We start from the raw sequence: 15,529 nt of genomic DNA, 5'->3' as shown, positions 1-15,529 counted from the left end.
TCACCGCCTCGACCCGGCTCAGTCCCGTGCCGGGGGCAAGGGCGCGCGCGGCTTCGGCGCGAGGCGGTAGACCGTGGGGAGCACGCTCCGCAGCCGCGTGTCCGCACCGCTCATGCCCTCCGCGTGCCCGAAGAGCAGGTAGCCCTCGGGCGCGAGCCTGTCGACGAGCCGGCCGACGATGCGCCGCTTCGTCGTCTCCTGGAAGTAGATCAGCACGTTGCGGCAGAAGATCAGGTCGAAGGTCCCCAGGATCTCGTAGACCTCGTCGTTGAGGTTGAGCTGGCGGAAGTGGACGATGTCGCGGATCTCCCGCCCCGCCTTCATCTTCCCCGCCTGCGAGTCCTGGCCCCGGAGCATGAACGCCTTCAGGTACTCCGTCGGGATCTCCGCCGCGTCCTCGATCGGCCACACCGCCCTCGTCGCCCTGTCGAGCACCTGCGTGGAGATGTCGGTCGCCACGATCTCGAACGACCAGCGCCCGTCGCCCCCCAGGTGATGCAGGAGCGTCATCGCCAGCGAGTAGGGCTCCTTGCCCGTGGAGCAGGCCGCGCTCCAGGCCCGCACCCGCGGCGCCCGTTTCCCCATGGCGACCATCGCCTGCCACTCCGGGAACACGTGCCGCACCAGGAACTCGAAGTGCTTCGGCTCCCGGAAGAAGTGCGTCTCGTTGGTGGTGATGCAATCGACGACCCGGATTCGCTCCGCCGGGTCCTCCTTCACCAGCCCGTAGTAGTGCCCGAACGTCGCGCACTGCGTCGCCCTCAGCCGCCCCGTCAGGCGCGCCACGAGCAGCGCCTTCTTCGCGGGCGACAGGTAGATCCCCGTCTCCCGCTGGATGAGCGCCTGGAACAGCGCGAACTCGGCGTCGCTGATGTCGTTCATGTCCCTTCGTGACGTGGCATCACCGCGGCGTTGCGTGCGGCGCCCTGGGCCGTGCGGGCGTGGCTTCGCGCCCTTCCTCAGGCCCACCCCCCGGCGGCAGCCCCCGCGCGTGCTCCTCCCCGAATGCGGCGCCGAGCGCCCCGTGGAGCTCGCTGCCATGGCCGAGCAGCGCGTCCACGTCGAGGATGGGAAAGAACGACGTCGCCAGTTTCCCGAGGCCGATCACCGCGTTCCCCTGGATGCGCATCCCCAGCGCGGGCGGCTGCTCGATGTCGCCCGGCGAGAGCTCCACCACCTGCCCCACGCTCTCCGCCACCACCCCCACCCCGGTGAGGTGCCCGTCGAGGATCACCTCCACCACCACCACGCAGGTGTTCTTCGACACGGGGTGCTCCCCGAGCCCCAGCTTGATCCCGAGATCGAGGATGGGCACCACCGTCCCGCGCAGGTTGATCACGCCCCGCAGCGCCGCCGCCGCGCCCGGGATCCGGGTCGGCGTCCGGTAGGCGACGATCTCCCGGATGCGCAGGATGTTGATCGCCAGCTCCTCCCCCCCGACGAAGAAGGTGAGGAACTGCTCGATCGTGTGCCCCTGTTTCATGGCGCGCCCTTCCACGTGACCTCTCTCATGTTCTCCCCGTGGGCGGGACCGACATCCGCGGGCGCCGCGCCACGCCATGTGGGAGCTCGCGCGCCTCATGTGCCCCGAGAGCCCCGTGCGCCCCGTGCGCCCCGAGCGCGCCGGAATTCCCGTGCGGCCCGAGCCCCCCGTGCGCCCCCTCCTGAAGCGCCAGCCTGCACACGCCCCCCACGTCGAGGATGAGCGCCACCTCGCCGTCCTCCAGGATGGTGGAGCCGGACAGCCCGGGGAGCCCCTGCAGCAGCGGCCCGAGCGGCTTGATCACCATCTGGCTCTTCCCCTCCAGCTCGTCGACCACCAGGCCCACCTGCTTGCCCTCGTGCTCGACGACCACCACGCTCTCCCGCACCGGCGCCGCCCCTCCCACCCGCAGGAGCGCGCGCAGCCGCAGGTACGGCAGCGGGCGGCCGCGCAGGTTGATCACCCCCCGCCGCTCGCAGTTCTCCCGCTCCCGCTCGGGCAGATCGATGCACTCCTGGATGGCGTCGAGCGGCAGCACGTACCGCTCCGTGCCGACCCCCACCGTGAACCCCTCGATGATCGCCAGCGTCAGCGGCAGCCGCAGGGTGATGGTGCACCCCTCGCGCGCGCGGCTCTCGATGCTCACCGACCCCCGCACCGCCTCCACGTTCCGGCGCACCACGTCCATGCCCACCCCGCGCCCAGCGCTGGTGGTGATGGCCTGCGCCGTCGAGAACCCGGGGTGGAACACGCACTGGAACAGCTCCTCGTCCGGCGGCTCCGCCCCCTCGCCCACGAGCCCCAGCGCCCGCGCCTGCTCCAGGATCTTCCCCCGGTCGAGCCCCGCGCCGTCGTCCGCCACCTCCACCACGATCGCCCCGTGCGCGTGCCGCGCCCGCAGCACGATGCGCCCGCACGGGTCCTTCCCCGCCGCGACCCGCGCGGCCGGCGGCTCGATCCCGTGCCCGATGGCGTTGCCGATCATGTGCGTGAGCGGATCGCGGATCTGCTCGACGATGCGCGTGTCGACCTCCACCTCCTGCCCCTCGATCTTCAGCCTGGCGATCTTGCCCGCCTTGCCCGCGAGGTCGCGCACCGCCCGCGTGTAGCCCCGGAAGGTGTGCCCGATCGGCACCATCCGCGCCTGCATGATGGTGCTCCGCAGCTCCGTGAAGAGACGATCCGTCTCCTCCTGCGACTGCGCCATCTCGCTCCGGCCTGGCGCCCCCTCGCGCGCCATCTCGAGCGTCCCCTCACGCGTCCCCTCGCGCCCCTCCTCGCTCGCGAGCGCCCTGCCCATCCGGTTCCGGGCCACGATGATCTCGCCCACCAGGCCGAGCATCCGATCGAGCTTCTCCACGTCCACCCGCAGCGTCCGCGCCTGCCCTCCGGGCCGGTACGTCGGCGCCACCCCCTGCTGCCGCGCCTCTGCCTCTGGCAGGTCGAGCGCGCCGCCCCCGAGCATGGCGGCGAGCTGGTCGAGCAGCGCCTTCCCCTCCTCCGACACCACGTCGCCGCCGCTCGGCGCGGCCGGCACCATCCGGCGCAGCTCGTCGATGCAGCGGAGCAGCACGGTCACCAGCTCGCGTCCCACGAAGAGCGCGTGGCTGCGCAGCCGATCGAGCACGTTCTCCATGGCGTGCGCGAACGCCGTGACCCGCTCGAACCCGAGCGACGAGGCGTCCCCCTTCAGCGAGTGCACCCGGCGGAAGAGCGTCCCCAGCGCCTCCTCGTCGTCCGGGTAGGACTCCAGGCGGATCAGGGCCTCTTCCAGATCGAGGAAGCTCTCCTCGGCCTCCGCGAGAAAGACGCGGAGGATCGCCTCGTGCCCGACGTCCATCAAGGTGCGTCACCAGTGTACCAGGCGGCCCTGGCATGTCGCCGTGCATCCGTGGGCATAAAAGCCGTGAGATCGTCACCGAGAACACGCCACTGGCGCTCGTCGAGGGCGCGCGCCCGATGGCTGCGATGGGCAGTCGCCCCCCATGCCGCATCGCGGCGGAAAGGCAGGCTGGCGTGCGTCGGCGGCATTCCTTGCACCTCCATCGTGCTGGGGCGCTTGTGGCGTCGGCGCGCGCCAGCTAGAACGCTCGTGCCATGATGCGAGGCGCACTCAGCGACATCACGAAGGCCGTAGGTCACACCCCCATCGTCAAGCTGAACAAGCTCACCGAGGGCCTGGACAGTGAGATCTACGTCAAGTGCGAGTACCTGAACCCTGGCGGCAGCCACAAGGATCGGGTCGCGCTCAACATGATCCGTGACGCGGAGACGGCGGGCCTCAAGCCTGGCGGCACCATCGTCGAGGCCACCAGCGGCAACACCGGCGCTGCCCTGGCGATGATCGCCGCGGTGAAGGGCTACAAGTGCGTCTTCGTGATGCCGGACAAGATGTCGCAGGAGAAGATCTCCAGCCTGCGCGCCTTCGGTGCCCGCGTCGTCGTGTGCCCCACCGCGGTCGAGCCCGACGATCCACGCAGCTACTACCAGGTGGCGAAGCGCATCGCGGAGGAGACCCCGAACTGCTTCTACGCGAACCAGTACCACAACCCCTCGAACCCCGGCGCCCACTTCACCTCCACCGGCCCCGAGATCTGGGATCAGTGCGGCCACGAGCTCGACGTCTTCGTCGCCGGCATGGGCACGGGCGGCACCATCAGCGGCACCGGCAAGTTCCTCAAGCAGAAGAAGCCTGACATCCGCCTCGTCGGCGTCGATCCGGTGGGCTCGCTCTACTACGACTACGTGAAGACCCAGCGCATCACCAAGCCCTTCTCCTACAAGGTCGAGGGCATCGGTGAGGACTTCTTCCCGAGCACCATGAACCTCTCCATCCTCGACGACATCATCCGCGTCGACGACAAGGAGTGCTTCCTGACCACGCGCGACCTGGTGCGCCTCGAAGGCCTCTTCGTGGGCGGCTCGGGCGGCGCCGCGGTGGCCGGCGCCGTGAAGTACGCCCGCCAGAGCGGCCGGAAGGAGCGCATCCTGGTGCTCCTCCCCGACAGCGCCTCCAAGTACATCTCCAAGATCTTCAACGACGACTGGATGCGCGAGAACGGCTTCCTCGAAGAGGAGAAGGGCCTCGGCACCGTGCGCGACCTGCTCGGCAACCGCCCCGCGAGCGCCGTGGTCACCGTGAGCGGCTCGGCCAAGGTGCGCGACGTCATCGACCTGATGAAGTCCCACAGCATCAGCCAGGTCCCCGTCCTCGACGCCGGCAAGCTGCGCGGCATGGTCCACGAGGTCGACCTCCTCCGCCACCTCGTCGACGGCCGGCGCACCCTCGACTCCAAGATCGGCGAGCTGGTCGAGAGCGACTACGCCACCGTCACCCCCTCGACCCGCGTCGAGCTGCTCAAGGGCGTCCTCAGCGACGCCAAGATCGCCATCGTCATGGACAAGGACACCGTGATCGGCGTCGTCAGCAAGATCGACCTCATCGACTACCTGGCCCGCCGCGCCGCTCCTGTCGCCTGAGGCCTGTCGCCTGACGCGCTCCACCGCCGCCTCGCCGCTGCTGCCCGCCGCTGCCTGCCGCTGCCCCACCAGTTCCCCCCATGCCCGTGACACCCGACGAAGTGCAGCGCGTGCTGCACGACCACCTGGTCAACGAGATCCTGCTGCGCCGGACCCCGCTCGGTCCTGACGAGGACCTCTTCGAGGCCGGCCTCGACTCGATGGCCCTCACCCGGGTCCTCGTGTTCGTGGAGGACCGCTTCGGCATCCGCATCCCCGACGAAGACGTGGTCGTCGACGAGCTGTCCACGCTCGCGCGCATGGCCCGCTTCGTCACCGCCCAGGCCACCCCAGGCCGAACCTGAGGGTGACGCCCGCGCAAGCCCCCGCCGGCTCCCGCCTCCGCCTGGAGTCGCTCGCCGCGCGCGGGGACGCGGAGGCGCTCGTCTCCCGCAGCGACGCGCTGAGCTACGCAGCTCTCGCGCAGCGGGCCGGGGCAGTGGCTGAAGCCCTCACGCGCGCGGGCGTACGCGCCGGAGCCCCGGTGGCGCTCCTCTCGGCGGGACGCGGCTTCGACGAGGCCGTCGCGCTCGCGGGCATCCTCGGCAGCGGCCGCGTGGTGGTGCCGCTCGACGCAGGAGCGCCCGCTGCACGGCTCTCGACCCTGGTGGCCGCACGCGGTTGCCGGGCCCTGGTGCACGACGCCGCCGCCGAGGCCCTGGTCGCGGCCCTGATCGCTGCGTCCCCTCGCGCCACGGACGCGGTGCCGAACGACGCCGCGCCCAGCCCTCCCAGCGTCCTCGCGCGCGTGACCCTCGACGCCACGGGCGAGGTGCTTGCCGTGCAGGCCCTCGACGCCACCGCGCCTGACCCCGATGTCCCCGCACGCAGCACCGACGCGGCCCTCTCGCCGCTCTCGCCGCTCTCGCCGCTGAGCGAACCCCTCGCCTGCATCCTCCACACCTCGGGCAGCACCGGCACCCCCAAGCCCATCCCCATCACCTGGGCCGGCCTCGACGCCTTCACCGCCTGGGCCGTCGCCCTCACCGCCCTCGCCCCCGGTGACCGCGTGCTGCGCGTCGCCGAGCTGGTCTTCGACCTCGCCTGGTTCGACCACCTCGCCACCTTCCGCGCCGGCGCCACCCTGGTCACCCTGGCGCGCCGCGACCTCGCGGCAGGCAGGTCCCTCCGCGACGCCCTGGCCACCCTGAAGCCCACCGTCATCTACGGCGTCCCCTCCCTGTTCATGAAGCTCGTCGCCGCCCTCCCCCCCGGCGCCCTGCTCGACCCCTCCCTCCGCGTCATCCTCTTCGCCGGCGAGGTCTTCCCCCCCCGCGAGCTGCGCGCCCTCGCCGAGCGCGCCCCCACCGCCGCCCTCTACAACCTCTACGGCCCCACCGAGACCAACGTCTGCACCTTCCACGCCGTCGACCGCGCCACGCTTTCCGCCGAGCGCGAGGTCCCGATCGGCATCCCCTGCCCTTACGCCGCGTGCACCCTCCTCGCCGACGACGGCAGCGGCCGCCTCATCGAGGGCCCCGGCACCGGAGAGCTGGTCGTCTCCGGCCCCACCACCATCGGCGGCGGCCCTTACCCCACGCGCGACCGCGTCGAGCGCGGCGCCGACGGCCTGCTCTACTTCCGCGGCCGCCTCGACCGCATGGTGAAGATCCGCGGCTACCGCGTCGAGCCCGGCGAAGTGGAAGCAGCCCTCACCGAGCACCCCGCCGTGCGCCAGGCCGCCGTGGTGCCCGTGGAAGACCCGCGCCTCGGCCGCGTGCTGCGTGGCTGCGTGGCGATAGAAGCCCCCGCGAAACAAGAGCCCTCGGCGACCACGATCGACGGCCAGGTTCTCCGCCGCCACCTCGCCGAGCGATTGCCACCCTATATGGTCCCCGAGCGCATCGATATCGTCCACGACCTCCCCCGAACGGTCACCGGGAAGATCGACTACCGCGCAATCGCAGGCGCATGACCTGCTGGCGCTGATGCGCTGACGCCCCCCGATTCCCCTTGGAACCCTGCCTCGTTTTGCTATCGCTCTTCCTGTGGACTTCGGCTGGAGCGCAGCGCAGCGAGAGCTCTCCGAGCGGATGCGCGCCCTCGGCGCCGAGGCCGACGCGGCCCCTGCCGACCAGCGCATGACCGTGCTCGCGCGCGGCGGCGCCCTCGGCCTCGCCATCTCCCCCGACCATGGCGGCGGCGGCTTCGACCTCGTGACCACCGCGTTCGCCTACGAGGCCCTCGGCGCCGGCCTCCGCGACGCCGGCGTCCTCCTCGCTGCCGGCGCGCACCTCTTCGGCGTGGCCCTCACCCTGGCCAGGCTGGGCAGCCCCGCCCAGCAGACCACCTGGCTCCCGCGCCTCGCCACCGGCGAGATCGTCGCCACCATCGCCGCCACCGAGGCCGACGCCGGCTCCGACATCGCTGCCGTCGAGGCCCGCGCCCACCGCATCGACCACGGCTTCCGCCTCACCGGCGAGAAGCGCTACGTCACCTGGGCCGACCGCGCCGGCCTCTTTCTCACCCTCGCCCGCGACCACGCCGGAGAGCGCGGCCTCACCACCCTCCTCGTCCCCCCCGGCCCTGGCGTCGTCGTCGGCGCCCTCCTCCCCACCTCCGGCCTCCGCACCGCGCGCCTCGCCCCTGTCCGCTTCGCCTGCGAGGTCGCCCCCGAGGCCCTCCTCGGCCGCGAGGGCGCCGGCCTCCCCGTCTTCCAGGTCGCCATGACCTTCGAGCGCGCCCTCATCCTCGCCTTCCGCCTCGGCGCCCTGGACCGCGCCCTCCACGACGCCGTCCGCTTCGCCCGCGACCGCCGCCCTGGCGGCACCCCCCTCGCCCGCCACGACGCCGTCGCCCACCGCCTCGCCCGCATGAAGCAGCGCCTCGAAACCTCCCGCCTCCTCGTCTACCGCGCCGCCTGGGAGCTCGACCAGGGCCACCGCGCCCACGCCGAGGCCGCCCTCGCCAAGTGGCACCTCGCCGAGTCCGCCCTCGCCTCCGCCCTCGACGCCATGACCCTGCGCGGCGGCGCCGGCTACCTCGACGAAGCCGGCCACCCCGGCGACATCGACGACGCCCTCGGCGCCACCATCCACTCCGGCACCTCCGACGTGCTCGCCACCATCGTCGCCCGCTGGCTGGGGATTTGATTCCGTGCCGCGATCCGCGTGACCCTCGCCTGGCTCACGCGTGAGGGCTGGATCGACTCTCCGCCCCCGTGGCACTGCCCCGCCGCTTCGCTCCCCCGGCGCCGCTCAGCCCCGCGCCCTGCCCAGCAGGAACGCCGCCAGCGCCTCGGCCTTCGGCACCAGCGACGCCACCTCGATCAGCTCGTCGCGCGTGTGGAACCCCGACCCCCGCGGCCCCATCGCATCGATGCTCGGGATCCCGATCTCCGCCGTCGTGCTCGCGTCTGACCCGCCTCCCACCAGCGCCGCCTCCCCGTGCCCCAGCCCTGCGGCCTTCGCGTGCCCCGCGTACTCCTGGAACAGCGCCACGTTCGCGTCGGTGCGCTCCAGCGGCGCGCGTGCCACGCCCCCGAGCACCTCCACCGTCGTCCCCGGGACCTCCTCCGCCGCGGCCCGCGCCGCCTCCTCGAAGGACTTCACCATCGCGATCCCGTCCGCGATGCGGATGTAGCGGAAGTCCACCTGCGCCTCCGCGTCCTCCGGCACCGTGTTCTTGCTCGTCCCCCCGCTCACCTTGCCCACGTTCACGGTCACCCCGCGGTCGTAGTCCGTGAGCCGCTGCGCCTTGTCCACGAAGCGCGCCAGCGCCCAGATCGCGTTCGCCCCGTCCTTGTGGTTGTTGCCCGCGTGCGCCGCCTTCCCGTGCGCCACCACCCGCACCGCCCCTGTCCCCTTGCGCGACGTGATGATCAGGTCCGCCTTGCGGCCCGACTCGAACGCCAGCGCGCACGCCGCCCCGGAGAGCGCCTGCTGCAGGAGCGCCCGCCCCTCCGGCGACCCCACCTCCTCGTCGGACACGATCCCGAGCCGCACCGGCACCCGCGGCAGCGCCCCGATCGCCGAAAGCGCCCGCAGCGCCTCGATCATCACCACCAGCCCGCCCTTCATGTCCAGCACACCTGGACCGCGCGCCAGCTCCCCGTCGCGCCGGAACCCCTCGAAGGTCCCTGGCGGGAACACCGTGTCCAGGTGCCCCACCAGCGCCACGAACCCGCCCTCGGCGCCCCGCGCCGCCTCGCTCTCCGCGAACCAGTGTGACGCGTAGCGTTGACTGGGGACCGACCAGGTACGCATCCCCGGGATGGCGTTGATCTCCGCGGCAAGCAGCTCCCCGACGGCGTTGCCGCCCTCGATGTTGTCCGTGAACGAGTTCACCTGGACGAGCCGCTCGATCAACCCGAGCATCGCCTCCGTCCGCCCCGACAGCGCCTCGCGCAAGCGTTCCAGCACGGCGCCAGCATCGCACGCCGCACCCCTCTGCGACCAGATCCGACCCCCCTCCCGCCGCGCTGGCCGTGGTGCTACGCCCTGCACCATGAAGCGCTTCAAGGCGTCCATCATCGGCGGCAGCGGATACGGCGCAGCCGAGCTCATTCGTCGCATCCTCATCCACCCGGAGGTCGAACTCGTTCGCGTCTCCTCCATCGACTACATCGGCGAGCCCCTCTCCGCGGTGCACCCGCACCTCGAAGGCCGCACCGATCTCCGCTTCGAGAAGCTCGAACCCGAGGACGCCGCCGCCGGCTGCGACGTCGTGCTGCTCGGCCTCCCCCACAAGGTCGCGGCCAACGTCGTCCCCCGCCTGCTGGAGAAGACCCAGGCCAAGATCGTCGACCTCTCCGGCGACTTCCGCCTCCGCGACCTCGCCGCCTACGAGCAGTACTACGGCGGCAAGCACCCCGCCCCCGACCTCCTCAAGGGCGCCGCCGTCTACGGCCTCCCCGAGCTGAACCGCGACGCCATCCGCAGCGCGCGCCTCGTCGCCTCCCCGGGCTGCTTCGCCACCACCATCATCCTCGGCCTCCTCCCCCTCGCCAAAGCGGGCCTCCTCGAAGGCGCCGTGGAGACCGTGGGCATCACCGGCTCCAGCGGCAGCGGCATCACCCCCACCGCCACCACCCATCACCCCGTGCGCGCCCAGAACCTCCGCACCTACAAGCCCCTCTCGCACCAGCACATGCCGGAGATCAGCGAGACCTTGACCGCGGCCGGCGCGAAGTCCTTCGGCATCCACTTCGTCCCCGTGAGCGCCCCGCTCACCCGCGGCATCTTCTCCACCTCCTTCGCCAGGGTCGACGCCTCCGTCACCCCCGAGCGCCTCGCCGAGGCGTACGCCGCAGCCTTCGAAGGCGAGCGCTTCGTGCGCCGCCCGAAGAAGCGCCTCCCGGAGGTCGCCGCCGTGAGCGGCTCGAACTACGCCGAGGTCGGCTTCGAGCTGGGCCCCGTCGAGGAAGGCCACCGCACCGTCGCCTGCTTCTCCGCCATCGACAACCTGATCAAGGGCGGCGCTGGTCAGGGCATCCAGTCCATGAACCTCGTCCTCGGCCTCGACGAGGGCCTCACCCTCGAAGACCCTGGAGGTTACCCGTGAGCGGCACCATGGTCTCCGAGGAGCCCGGCTTCGAGGGCACCCTCGTCGTCAAGCTCGGCGGCGAGGTGGTGGGCGGCGAGGCGCTCGCCGTCATCGCCGCGGATCTCGCTGCCCTGAGCTGTGCCGGCGCCCGCATCGTCGTCGTCCACGGCGGCGGCCCCCAGGCCACCAAGCTCCAGGAGCGCCTCGGCATCCCGGTGCAGAAGGTCGCCGGCCGCCGCGTCACCGACGCCGAGACCCTCGACATCATGAAGATGGTCGTCGCCGGCAAGCTCAACGTCGAGCTGTGCGCGGCCCTCGTCGCCGCCGGCGCCAAGCCCGTGGGCCTGCACGGCGCGAGCGGCCCGGTGATCCGCGCCGCGAAGCGCCCCCCCAAGGTCTACGCCGGCGCCGGCCCCGACCCTGTCGACCTTGGCCACGTCGGCGACGTGACCGGCGTCGACCACGACCTCCTGAACCTCCTGATGCGCAACGCCTACCTCCCCGTCGTCGCCTGCATCGGCGCCGGCCACGAGGGCGACGTCTACAACATCAACGCCGACACCGTCGCCAACCGCCTCGCCGTCGAGCTGGGCGCCGAGAGCCTCCTCCTCGTGAGCGACGTCCCCGGCGTGCTGCAAGACGTGAACGACCCCGCCTCCCGCATCGGCCGCCTCACCGCCGCCGAGGGCCAGTCCCTCATCGAGAGCGGCGTGATCAGCAAGGGCATGATCGTGAAGATCGAAGAGTCCTTCGCCGCCCTGCGCGAAGGCGTGCAGCGCATCCACATCCTCGGCCACCTCAAGCCCGGCGACCTGTCGCGCGAGGCGCGAGAGCCAGGCTCGGTGGGGACCGTGCTGCTGCCGTGAGGGGCGGATCCCGCCGTGCCGGTCGCGGTCATCACCGGAGAGTAGTGTCAGCCAGCAAAGGTGCGACCTTCAACTGGGCACCGTCTGATGCGGAACTACGTTACTTGCCGCATTACGTTCAGCATGAAGGTCGCGCCAGCCCTGCCTGGATCCTCGACTACTGGCGTTCGGCATTGCCGGCCGACGCATATTCGATCAATTCCCTCGCCGCACAGAACCCACGAGCCTTCCTCTCAGGATCGCTCGAAGGCATCCAGCGCAATGGCGCAGTCACCGAGCAGATCTGCTCCTTGGATTATCTGCGCGGTAGCGACGACCCACGTGACTGTCGTGACGGAGATGTTCTCTACGAGACCATGCGCACCATCGTGAAAACCAGCCTTCTCGACGGGGAGCTGAGTCACGTCAACCGACGCTCCTTCATGCCCATGTTCCGCCAGAGCGGTCAGGTCGTCCCGCTCTCCAACCTGAGCAGTGGCAACGCCTACCTCGTCCAGCATCTGATGTCGCTGCTCGGCAAGATGTACGCGGTGCACGTCCTGCGCGAGACGGACGCCTCCGAGATCTGCAAGACGCCCGGGCCTTCTCCTCATCGACGAGGCCGAGAACCACCTCCACCTGCGCTGGCAGAAGCGCTTCCTCGGGGACGTGCTGCGCATCTTCCCGAACCTCCAGATCATCGCCACCACGCACTCCCCCTTCATCGTGGGCGCGGTGCCCGGGGCGAAGGTGTTCGTGTGCCGCTACGACCGTGAGCGGAAGACCTGCGTCGTCGCCGACGAGACGGCCGAGTACGCGAACAAGCCCGTGGAGGAGATCCTCCTCTCGCCCGCCTTCGACGGGACGCAGCCTTTCGGCGAGGAGATCTCGCAGCTCATCGAGCAGCGCAAGGCGGCCATCGACGCTGGCGACACCAGCGCCCGCGCCCGCATCGAGGCCGAACTGCTGGAGAAGAACCCCGAGTACTTTTCCTACCTCAACATCGAGGCGCGACTCCGTGCGCTCCGGGGTGAGGTCTCATGATTCCGGTCCGCCGTCTCGAAGAGCCGGAGGTGCTCCAAAAGCTCGGGCAGAGGTGGCTCAAGGCATTCCTGAAGAAGCGCGAGTCCAACCCGAAAGAAAAGCCCCCGCCCAACACGTACAACCACGAGGAGATCGTCAGCACACCAAAAGCGATGAGCCACCACTACCTGTCATGCTCCGAGTGCAACGGCGTCAAGAAACCTAATCGTTCGATCCCCGTCTCTGACTGCGTGGACCCGTGCGACACGTCAGTTAACTCTTCGGAGCATCTCACGTTCGAGGCTGATCTTATCCGTGCTCGTGGTGGCTCCCCGAAGGGACGATCCACCATCATGAAATACATTCTCGACCGCCCTGAACTCGACGGCAGGCGCAGTAGGCAGCTCAGGCTGATGGTTGAGACGATCATGACCATCCAGCAGAAGATGATCGACGAAGGTCGCAAGAGCATGACCGAGCAAGAACTGGAAATGCTTCACGCCTTCGCGCAGCCCGAGTGGCCGTTCTCGCTCATGCTCTCGGTGTACCTGGAACGCCACAGACACCTGCTCGAGGGTCCCCGCCCGGCGAGCGCTACGACGTAGGAGTGCGGGTCACGTAGGTGCTGCGTGATGCCACGAGCAAGAGACGTGGTCGCGGGTTGGACGGGTTGAACATGCAACGGAGTCCAGGGAAAAACGAGCGAGACCGGCCACGTATGCGGATCTCGAAGCGATCCCAGATCATCTGCTCGCGGAGATCATCCGCGGCGTCCTCTACACGTTCCCTCGTCCCGCGAGTCCGCATACGAACGCAGCGTCGGTCCTGATCATGGACATCGGCACGCCGTTCAGCCGAGGCCGTGGCGGACCTGGCGGCTGGCAGATCCTTCATGAACCCGAACTGCACCTCGGGGAGGACGTGGTGGTCCCGGATCTCGCCGGCTGGCGCCGTGAACGCATGCCGGAGGTACCCGTCGTCCCCTATTTCACGCTGCCGCCGGACTGGGTCTGCGAGGTCCTCTCGCCATCGACGGCGACGCATGACAGGTTCCGGAAGATGCCCGTCTACGCCAGGGCCGGCGTGACCTGGCTCTGGTTCATCGACCCTGGGGCGCAGTCTCTGGAAGGGTTTCACCTCGGCGCGCGCAAGCTCTGGGAGCTGGAGCAGATGTTCTCCAGCGACGATGCCATGGTGCGCGCCGCGCCGTTCGAGGCCGTCGAACTGGAGCTGTCGGCGCTCTGGACATCTCGTCCGCACGGCAGCGCGCCCGAGAGCCCCTGAACGCCAGCGCCCCTCTCCGGCCCGGGGAAGACGGCGGCACCTTGCCAGGTTAAGTTTCCCGGCGTCATGTCTGTCCGCCAGCGCGACTACATCCTCCGCATGATCGACCGGCTCGCCCAGTCGATTGGCCGCGTCATCTTCGCGCGCAAGGCGGGGAAGCACGAGGAGGCGGCGATGCTCCTCAAGGAGACTGCCGACGGCGTCTTCGGACCCATGCGCTCCATGCTCGACAAACTCGACGCCACGAGCGCCGCGATGCTCCTCGGCTCCGTCGAGAAGGTGACCGCGTACGCGCTGATCCTCTCCGAGGACGCCCTCAACCGCGAGGCCGTGCGCGACCCCCGTGCCGCCGCGGGTCACCTCCGCGCCCTGGAGGTGTACCTCGAAGCTGCGCGGCTCACGGCCGACCTCCCGCCCAGCGTCCTCGGGGCCATCGCTGCCCTGCGCGACAGGGTCGACCTCCCGCGCCTCCCGCTCGCCTACCGCAACACGCTGGCGGGGCTCCCTCTGCCTCCGGCGCCCGACGCTCCGCCGACCGACTCCTGAGCCGCCCAGACCGCCGCTGGGAAGCACCCTCCGGCCGCCCACATCTCTCCCTTCACCGCAGGAGCGCCCCTGCCGGCCCCCGTGGTCCGCCCTCCTGCTCCGGGAGAGCGCCCTCCGGCCGCCCACCGCCGTCCTTCTCCCCTCACCATCCCCGGTCCTCCCCGCCTTTTCCCCGGCTCCCGGCCCGCCACCCCCCGCTCGCCGACCTCTCTCCGCCTGCGCTGGGCTGGAACAACACCCGTCGGTCGCCTACTGGCGTTGTCCCGGGCTGGAACAACCTTGGTCGGCCTCCGCCCCCCGGCGCTGTTCCCGGGAACAACCTTGGTCGGCCTCCCGCTTACCAAGGCTGTTCCCAGGAACAACCTTGGTAAGTCGCTCACCGGCGTTGTTCCGGGCTGGAACAACCTTGGTAAGCCTCCGACTTACCAAGGCTGTTCCCAGGAACAACCTTGGTCGGCCTCCGACTTACCAAGGCTGTTCCCGGGAACAAGACCGGTCGGCCTCCGACTTACCAAGGTTGTTCCCAGGAACAAGACCGGTCGGTCTCCGACCCAGGCGCTCCCGTTCCGGAACAAGACCGGTCGGTCTCCGACCCAGGCGCTCCCGTTCCGGAACAAGACCGGTTGGCCGCCGACGGACCTTGTTCCACGGCCGCAGCGACCTCGTGGACCTCCGCGGCGGGCGTGACCGTTGCCGGTCGGGGGGTTGCCGGGCGCCATCACGCGGGCTCCGCGGCGCCTCCTCGCCCCTGCAGCAGCCCCTCCCGTACACCGCCCGAGCCCGTTCATTGCGGCCGGAGGGGCGACCGGAGGGGGCACCCGAGCATCCCATCCTGGGGCGTGGACGGAGCGGGCCTGTACGTCACGGGGCTAGCGGCCGGATCATGCCGTCGAGCCGGTATGGACAAGATCAACGAGTGGCTCGCCTATGCGAGCGCCCACCGCACGCAGATCGCCCTCGGCGCGGGGATCTTCGTGGGCTCGATCCTGCTGTCGCTGGGGGTCGTGACGCTGGTGCTGGTGAAGCTGCCGGCCGATTACCTGGAGTCGGAGGAGGAGCCCTTCATGGCGGGGCGCCCGGCCGGCGTGCAGATCCTCGCGCGCGTCGGCAGGAACCTGCTCGGCCTGGCCCTGGTGGCGCTCGGCGTCGTGCTGTCGCTGCCGGGGATACCGGGGCAGGGCATCCTGACCATCCTCATCGGGATCATGTTCCTCGACATCATCCCCGGGAAGCGGAAGCTCGAACGGAAGATCCTCGGGCAGAAGAAGGTGCTCGCCAGCGTCAACAAGCTGCGGGCGCGCTTTCACAAGCCTCCGCTCGAAGCGAAGGATGACTGACGCGCAGA

At 70.4% G+C, this 15,529-nt stretch carries 14 protein-coding genes and 2 pseudogenes; 11 read left to right on the top strand and 5 right to left on the bottom strand.

The window, feature by feature from the left end:
• Positions 1-18: 18 nt before the first annotated feature.
• Genes CAP_RS30825 through CAP_RS30815 form a run of 3 tightly spaced genes read right to left on the bottom strand, consistent with a single transcriptional unit; the run spans position 19 to position 3,323 of the window.
• Entirely contained in the window at positions 19-882 is an 864-nt protein-coding gene (locus CAP_RS30825) for a CheR family methyltransferase (protein WP_044247377.1), read from the bottom strand.
• Between the two features lie 19 nt (positions 883-901).
• Positions 902-1,483, bottom strand: a complete 582-nt coding sequence (locus CAP_RS30820) for a chemotaxis protein CheW (protein ID WP_052376364.1) — start codon at positions 1,481-1,483, stop codon at positions 902-904.
• Positions 1,484-1,508: 25 nt separating this feature from the next.
• Positions 1,509-3,323, bottom strand: coding sequence for a chemotaxis protein CheA (locus CAP_RS30815; RefSeq protein ID WP_063748778.1), 1,815 nt, complete (start codon positions 3,321-3,323; stop codon positions 1,509-1,511).
• A 257-nt stretch (positions 3,324-3,580) separates the two neighbouring features.
• Here CAP_RS30815 and CAP_RS30810 point away from each other — a divergent pair, with 257 nt between their 5' ends.
• The 4 genes from CAP_RS30810 (at position 3,581) to CAP_RS30795 (ending at position 8,094) form a co-directional block, all read left to right on the top strand.
• Entirely contained in the window at positions 3,581-4,963 is a 1,383-nt protein-coding gene (locus tag CAP_RS30810; RefSeq protein ID WP_044247375.1) for a cystathionine beta-synthase, read from the top strand.
• Between the two features lie 86 nt (positions 4,964-5,049).
• A complete protein-coding gene (locus tag CAP_RS30805; RefSeq protein ID WP_231511778.1) occupies positions 5,050-5,307 on the top strand; it encodes an acyl carrier protein in 258 nt (85 codons plus the stop codon).
• A 2-nt stretch (positions 5,308-5,309) separates the two neighbouring features.
• Entirely contained in the window at positions 5,310-6,917 is a 1,608-nt protein-coding gene (locus CAP_RS30800; RefSeq protein WP_044247370.1) for an AMP-binding protein, read from the top strand.
• 73 nt (positions 6,918-6,990) lie between these two features.
• The gene (locus CAP_RS30795) at positions 6,991-8,094 is read left to right on the top strand and encodes an acyl-CoA dehydrogenase family protein (protein ID WP_044247368.1); all 1,104 of its coding nucleotides are present in this window, start codon (positions 6,991-6,993) and stop codon (positions 8,092-8,094) included.
• Between the two features lie 105 nt (positions 8,095-8,199).
• Here the strand turns inward: CAP_RS30795 and CAP_RS30790 are convergent, their stop codons facing one another.
• Positions 8,200-9,363 (bottom strand): M20/M25/M40 family metallo-hydrolase, encoded by a 1,164-nt coding sequence (locus CAP_RS30790; protein WP_156041299.1) that lies wholly within the window; start codon positions 9,361-9,363, stop codon positions 8,200-8,202.
• An 85-nt stretch (positions 9,364-9,448) separates the two neighbouring features.
• Here CAP_RS30790 and argC point away from each other — a divergent pair, with 85 nt between their 5' ends.
• Together argC and argB are read left to right on the top strand one after the other, a co-directional pair.
• A complete protein-coding gene (gene argC / locus CAP_RS30785) occupies positions 9,449-10,504 on the top strand; it encodes an N-acetyl-gamma-glutamyl-phosphate reductase (RefSeq protein WP_044247367.1) in 1,056 nt (351 codons plus the stop codon).
• 8 nt (positions 10,505-10,512) lie between these two features.
• On the top strand, positions 10,513-11,352 hold the full coding sequence (argB, locus tag CAP_RS30780; RefSeq protein WP_044247426.1) for an acetylglutamate kinase: 840 nt from the start codon (positions 10,513-10,515) through the stop codon (positions 11,350-11,352).
• A gap of 233 nt (positions 11,353-11,585) precedes the next feature.
• On the opposite strand, the gene CAP_RS51170 is transcribed toward argB, so the two are convergent.
• A complete protein-coding gene (locus tag CAP_RS51170) occupies positions 11,586-11,852 on the bottom strand; it encodes a hypothetical protein (protein WP_156041298.1) in 267 nt (88 codons plus the stop codon).
• A gap of 52 nt (positions 11,853-11,904) precedes the next feature.
• On the opposite strand from CAP_RS51170, the pseudogene CAP_RS30770 reads away from it, so the two are divergent.
• From CAP_RS30770 to CAP_RS30750, 5 genes and pseudogenes are all read left to right on the top strand, one after another.
• A pseudogene (locus CAP_RS30770) lies at positions 11,905-12,375 on the top strand (AAA family ATPase); the annotation flags it as partial.
• Entirely contained in the window at positions 12,372-12,959 is a 588-nt protein-coding gene (locus CAP_RS51165) for a hypothetical protein (RefSeq protein WP_156041297.1), read from the top strand. The pseudogene CAP_RS30770 and the gene CAP_RS51165, both read left to right, overlap by 4 nt.
• A 124-nt stretch (positions 12,960-13,083) precedes the next feature.
• Positions 13,084-13,638, top strand: a pseudogene (locus tag CAP_RS30760) (Uma2 family endonuclease); the annotation flags it as partial.
• A 66-nt stretch (positions 13,639-13,704) separates the two neighbouring features.
• A complete protein-coding gene (locus tag CAP_RS30755) occupies positions 13,705-14,184 on the top strand; it encodes a hypothetical protein (protein ID WP_044247357.1) in 480 nt (159 codons plus the stop codon).
• Positions 14,185-15,083: 899 nt separating this feature from the next.
• On the top strand, positions 15,084-15,521 hold the full coding sequence (locus CAP_RS30750; RefSeq protein ID WP_044247355.1) for a hypothetical protein: 438 nt from the start codon (positions 15,084-15,086) through the stop codon (positions 15,519-15,521).
• Positions 15,522-15,529: the final 8 nt, after the last annotated feature.

The sequence above is a fragment of the Chondromyces apiculatus DSM 436 genome (assembly GCF_000601485.1).
Classification (GTDB): Bacteria; Myxococcota_A; Polyangia; order Polyangiales; family Polyangiaceae; genus Chondromyces; species Chondromyces apiculatus.
The sequence above is the reverse complement of the archived record's forward strand: the minus strand, read 5'-3'. Positions and strand labels throughout refer to the sequence as shown.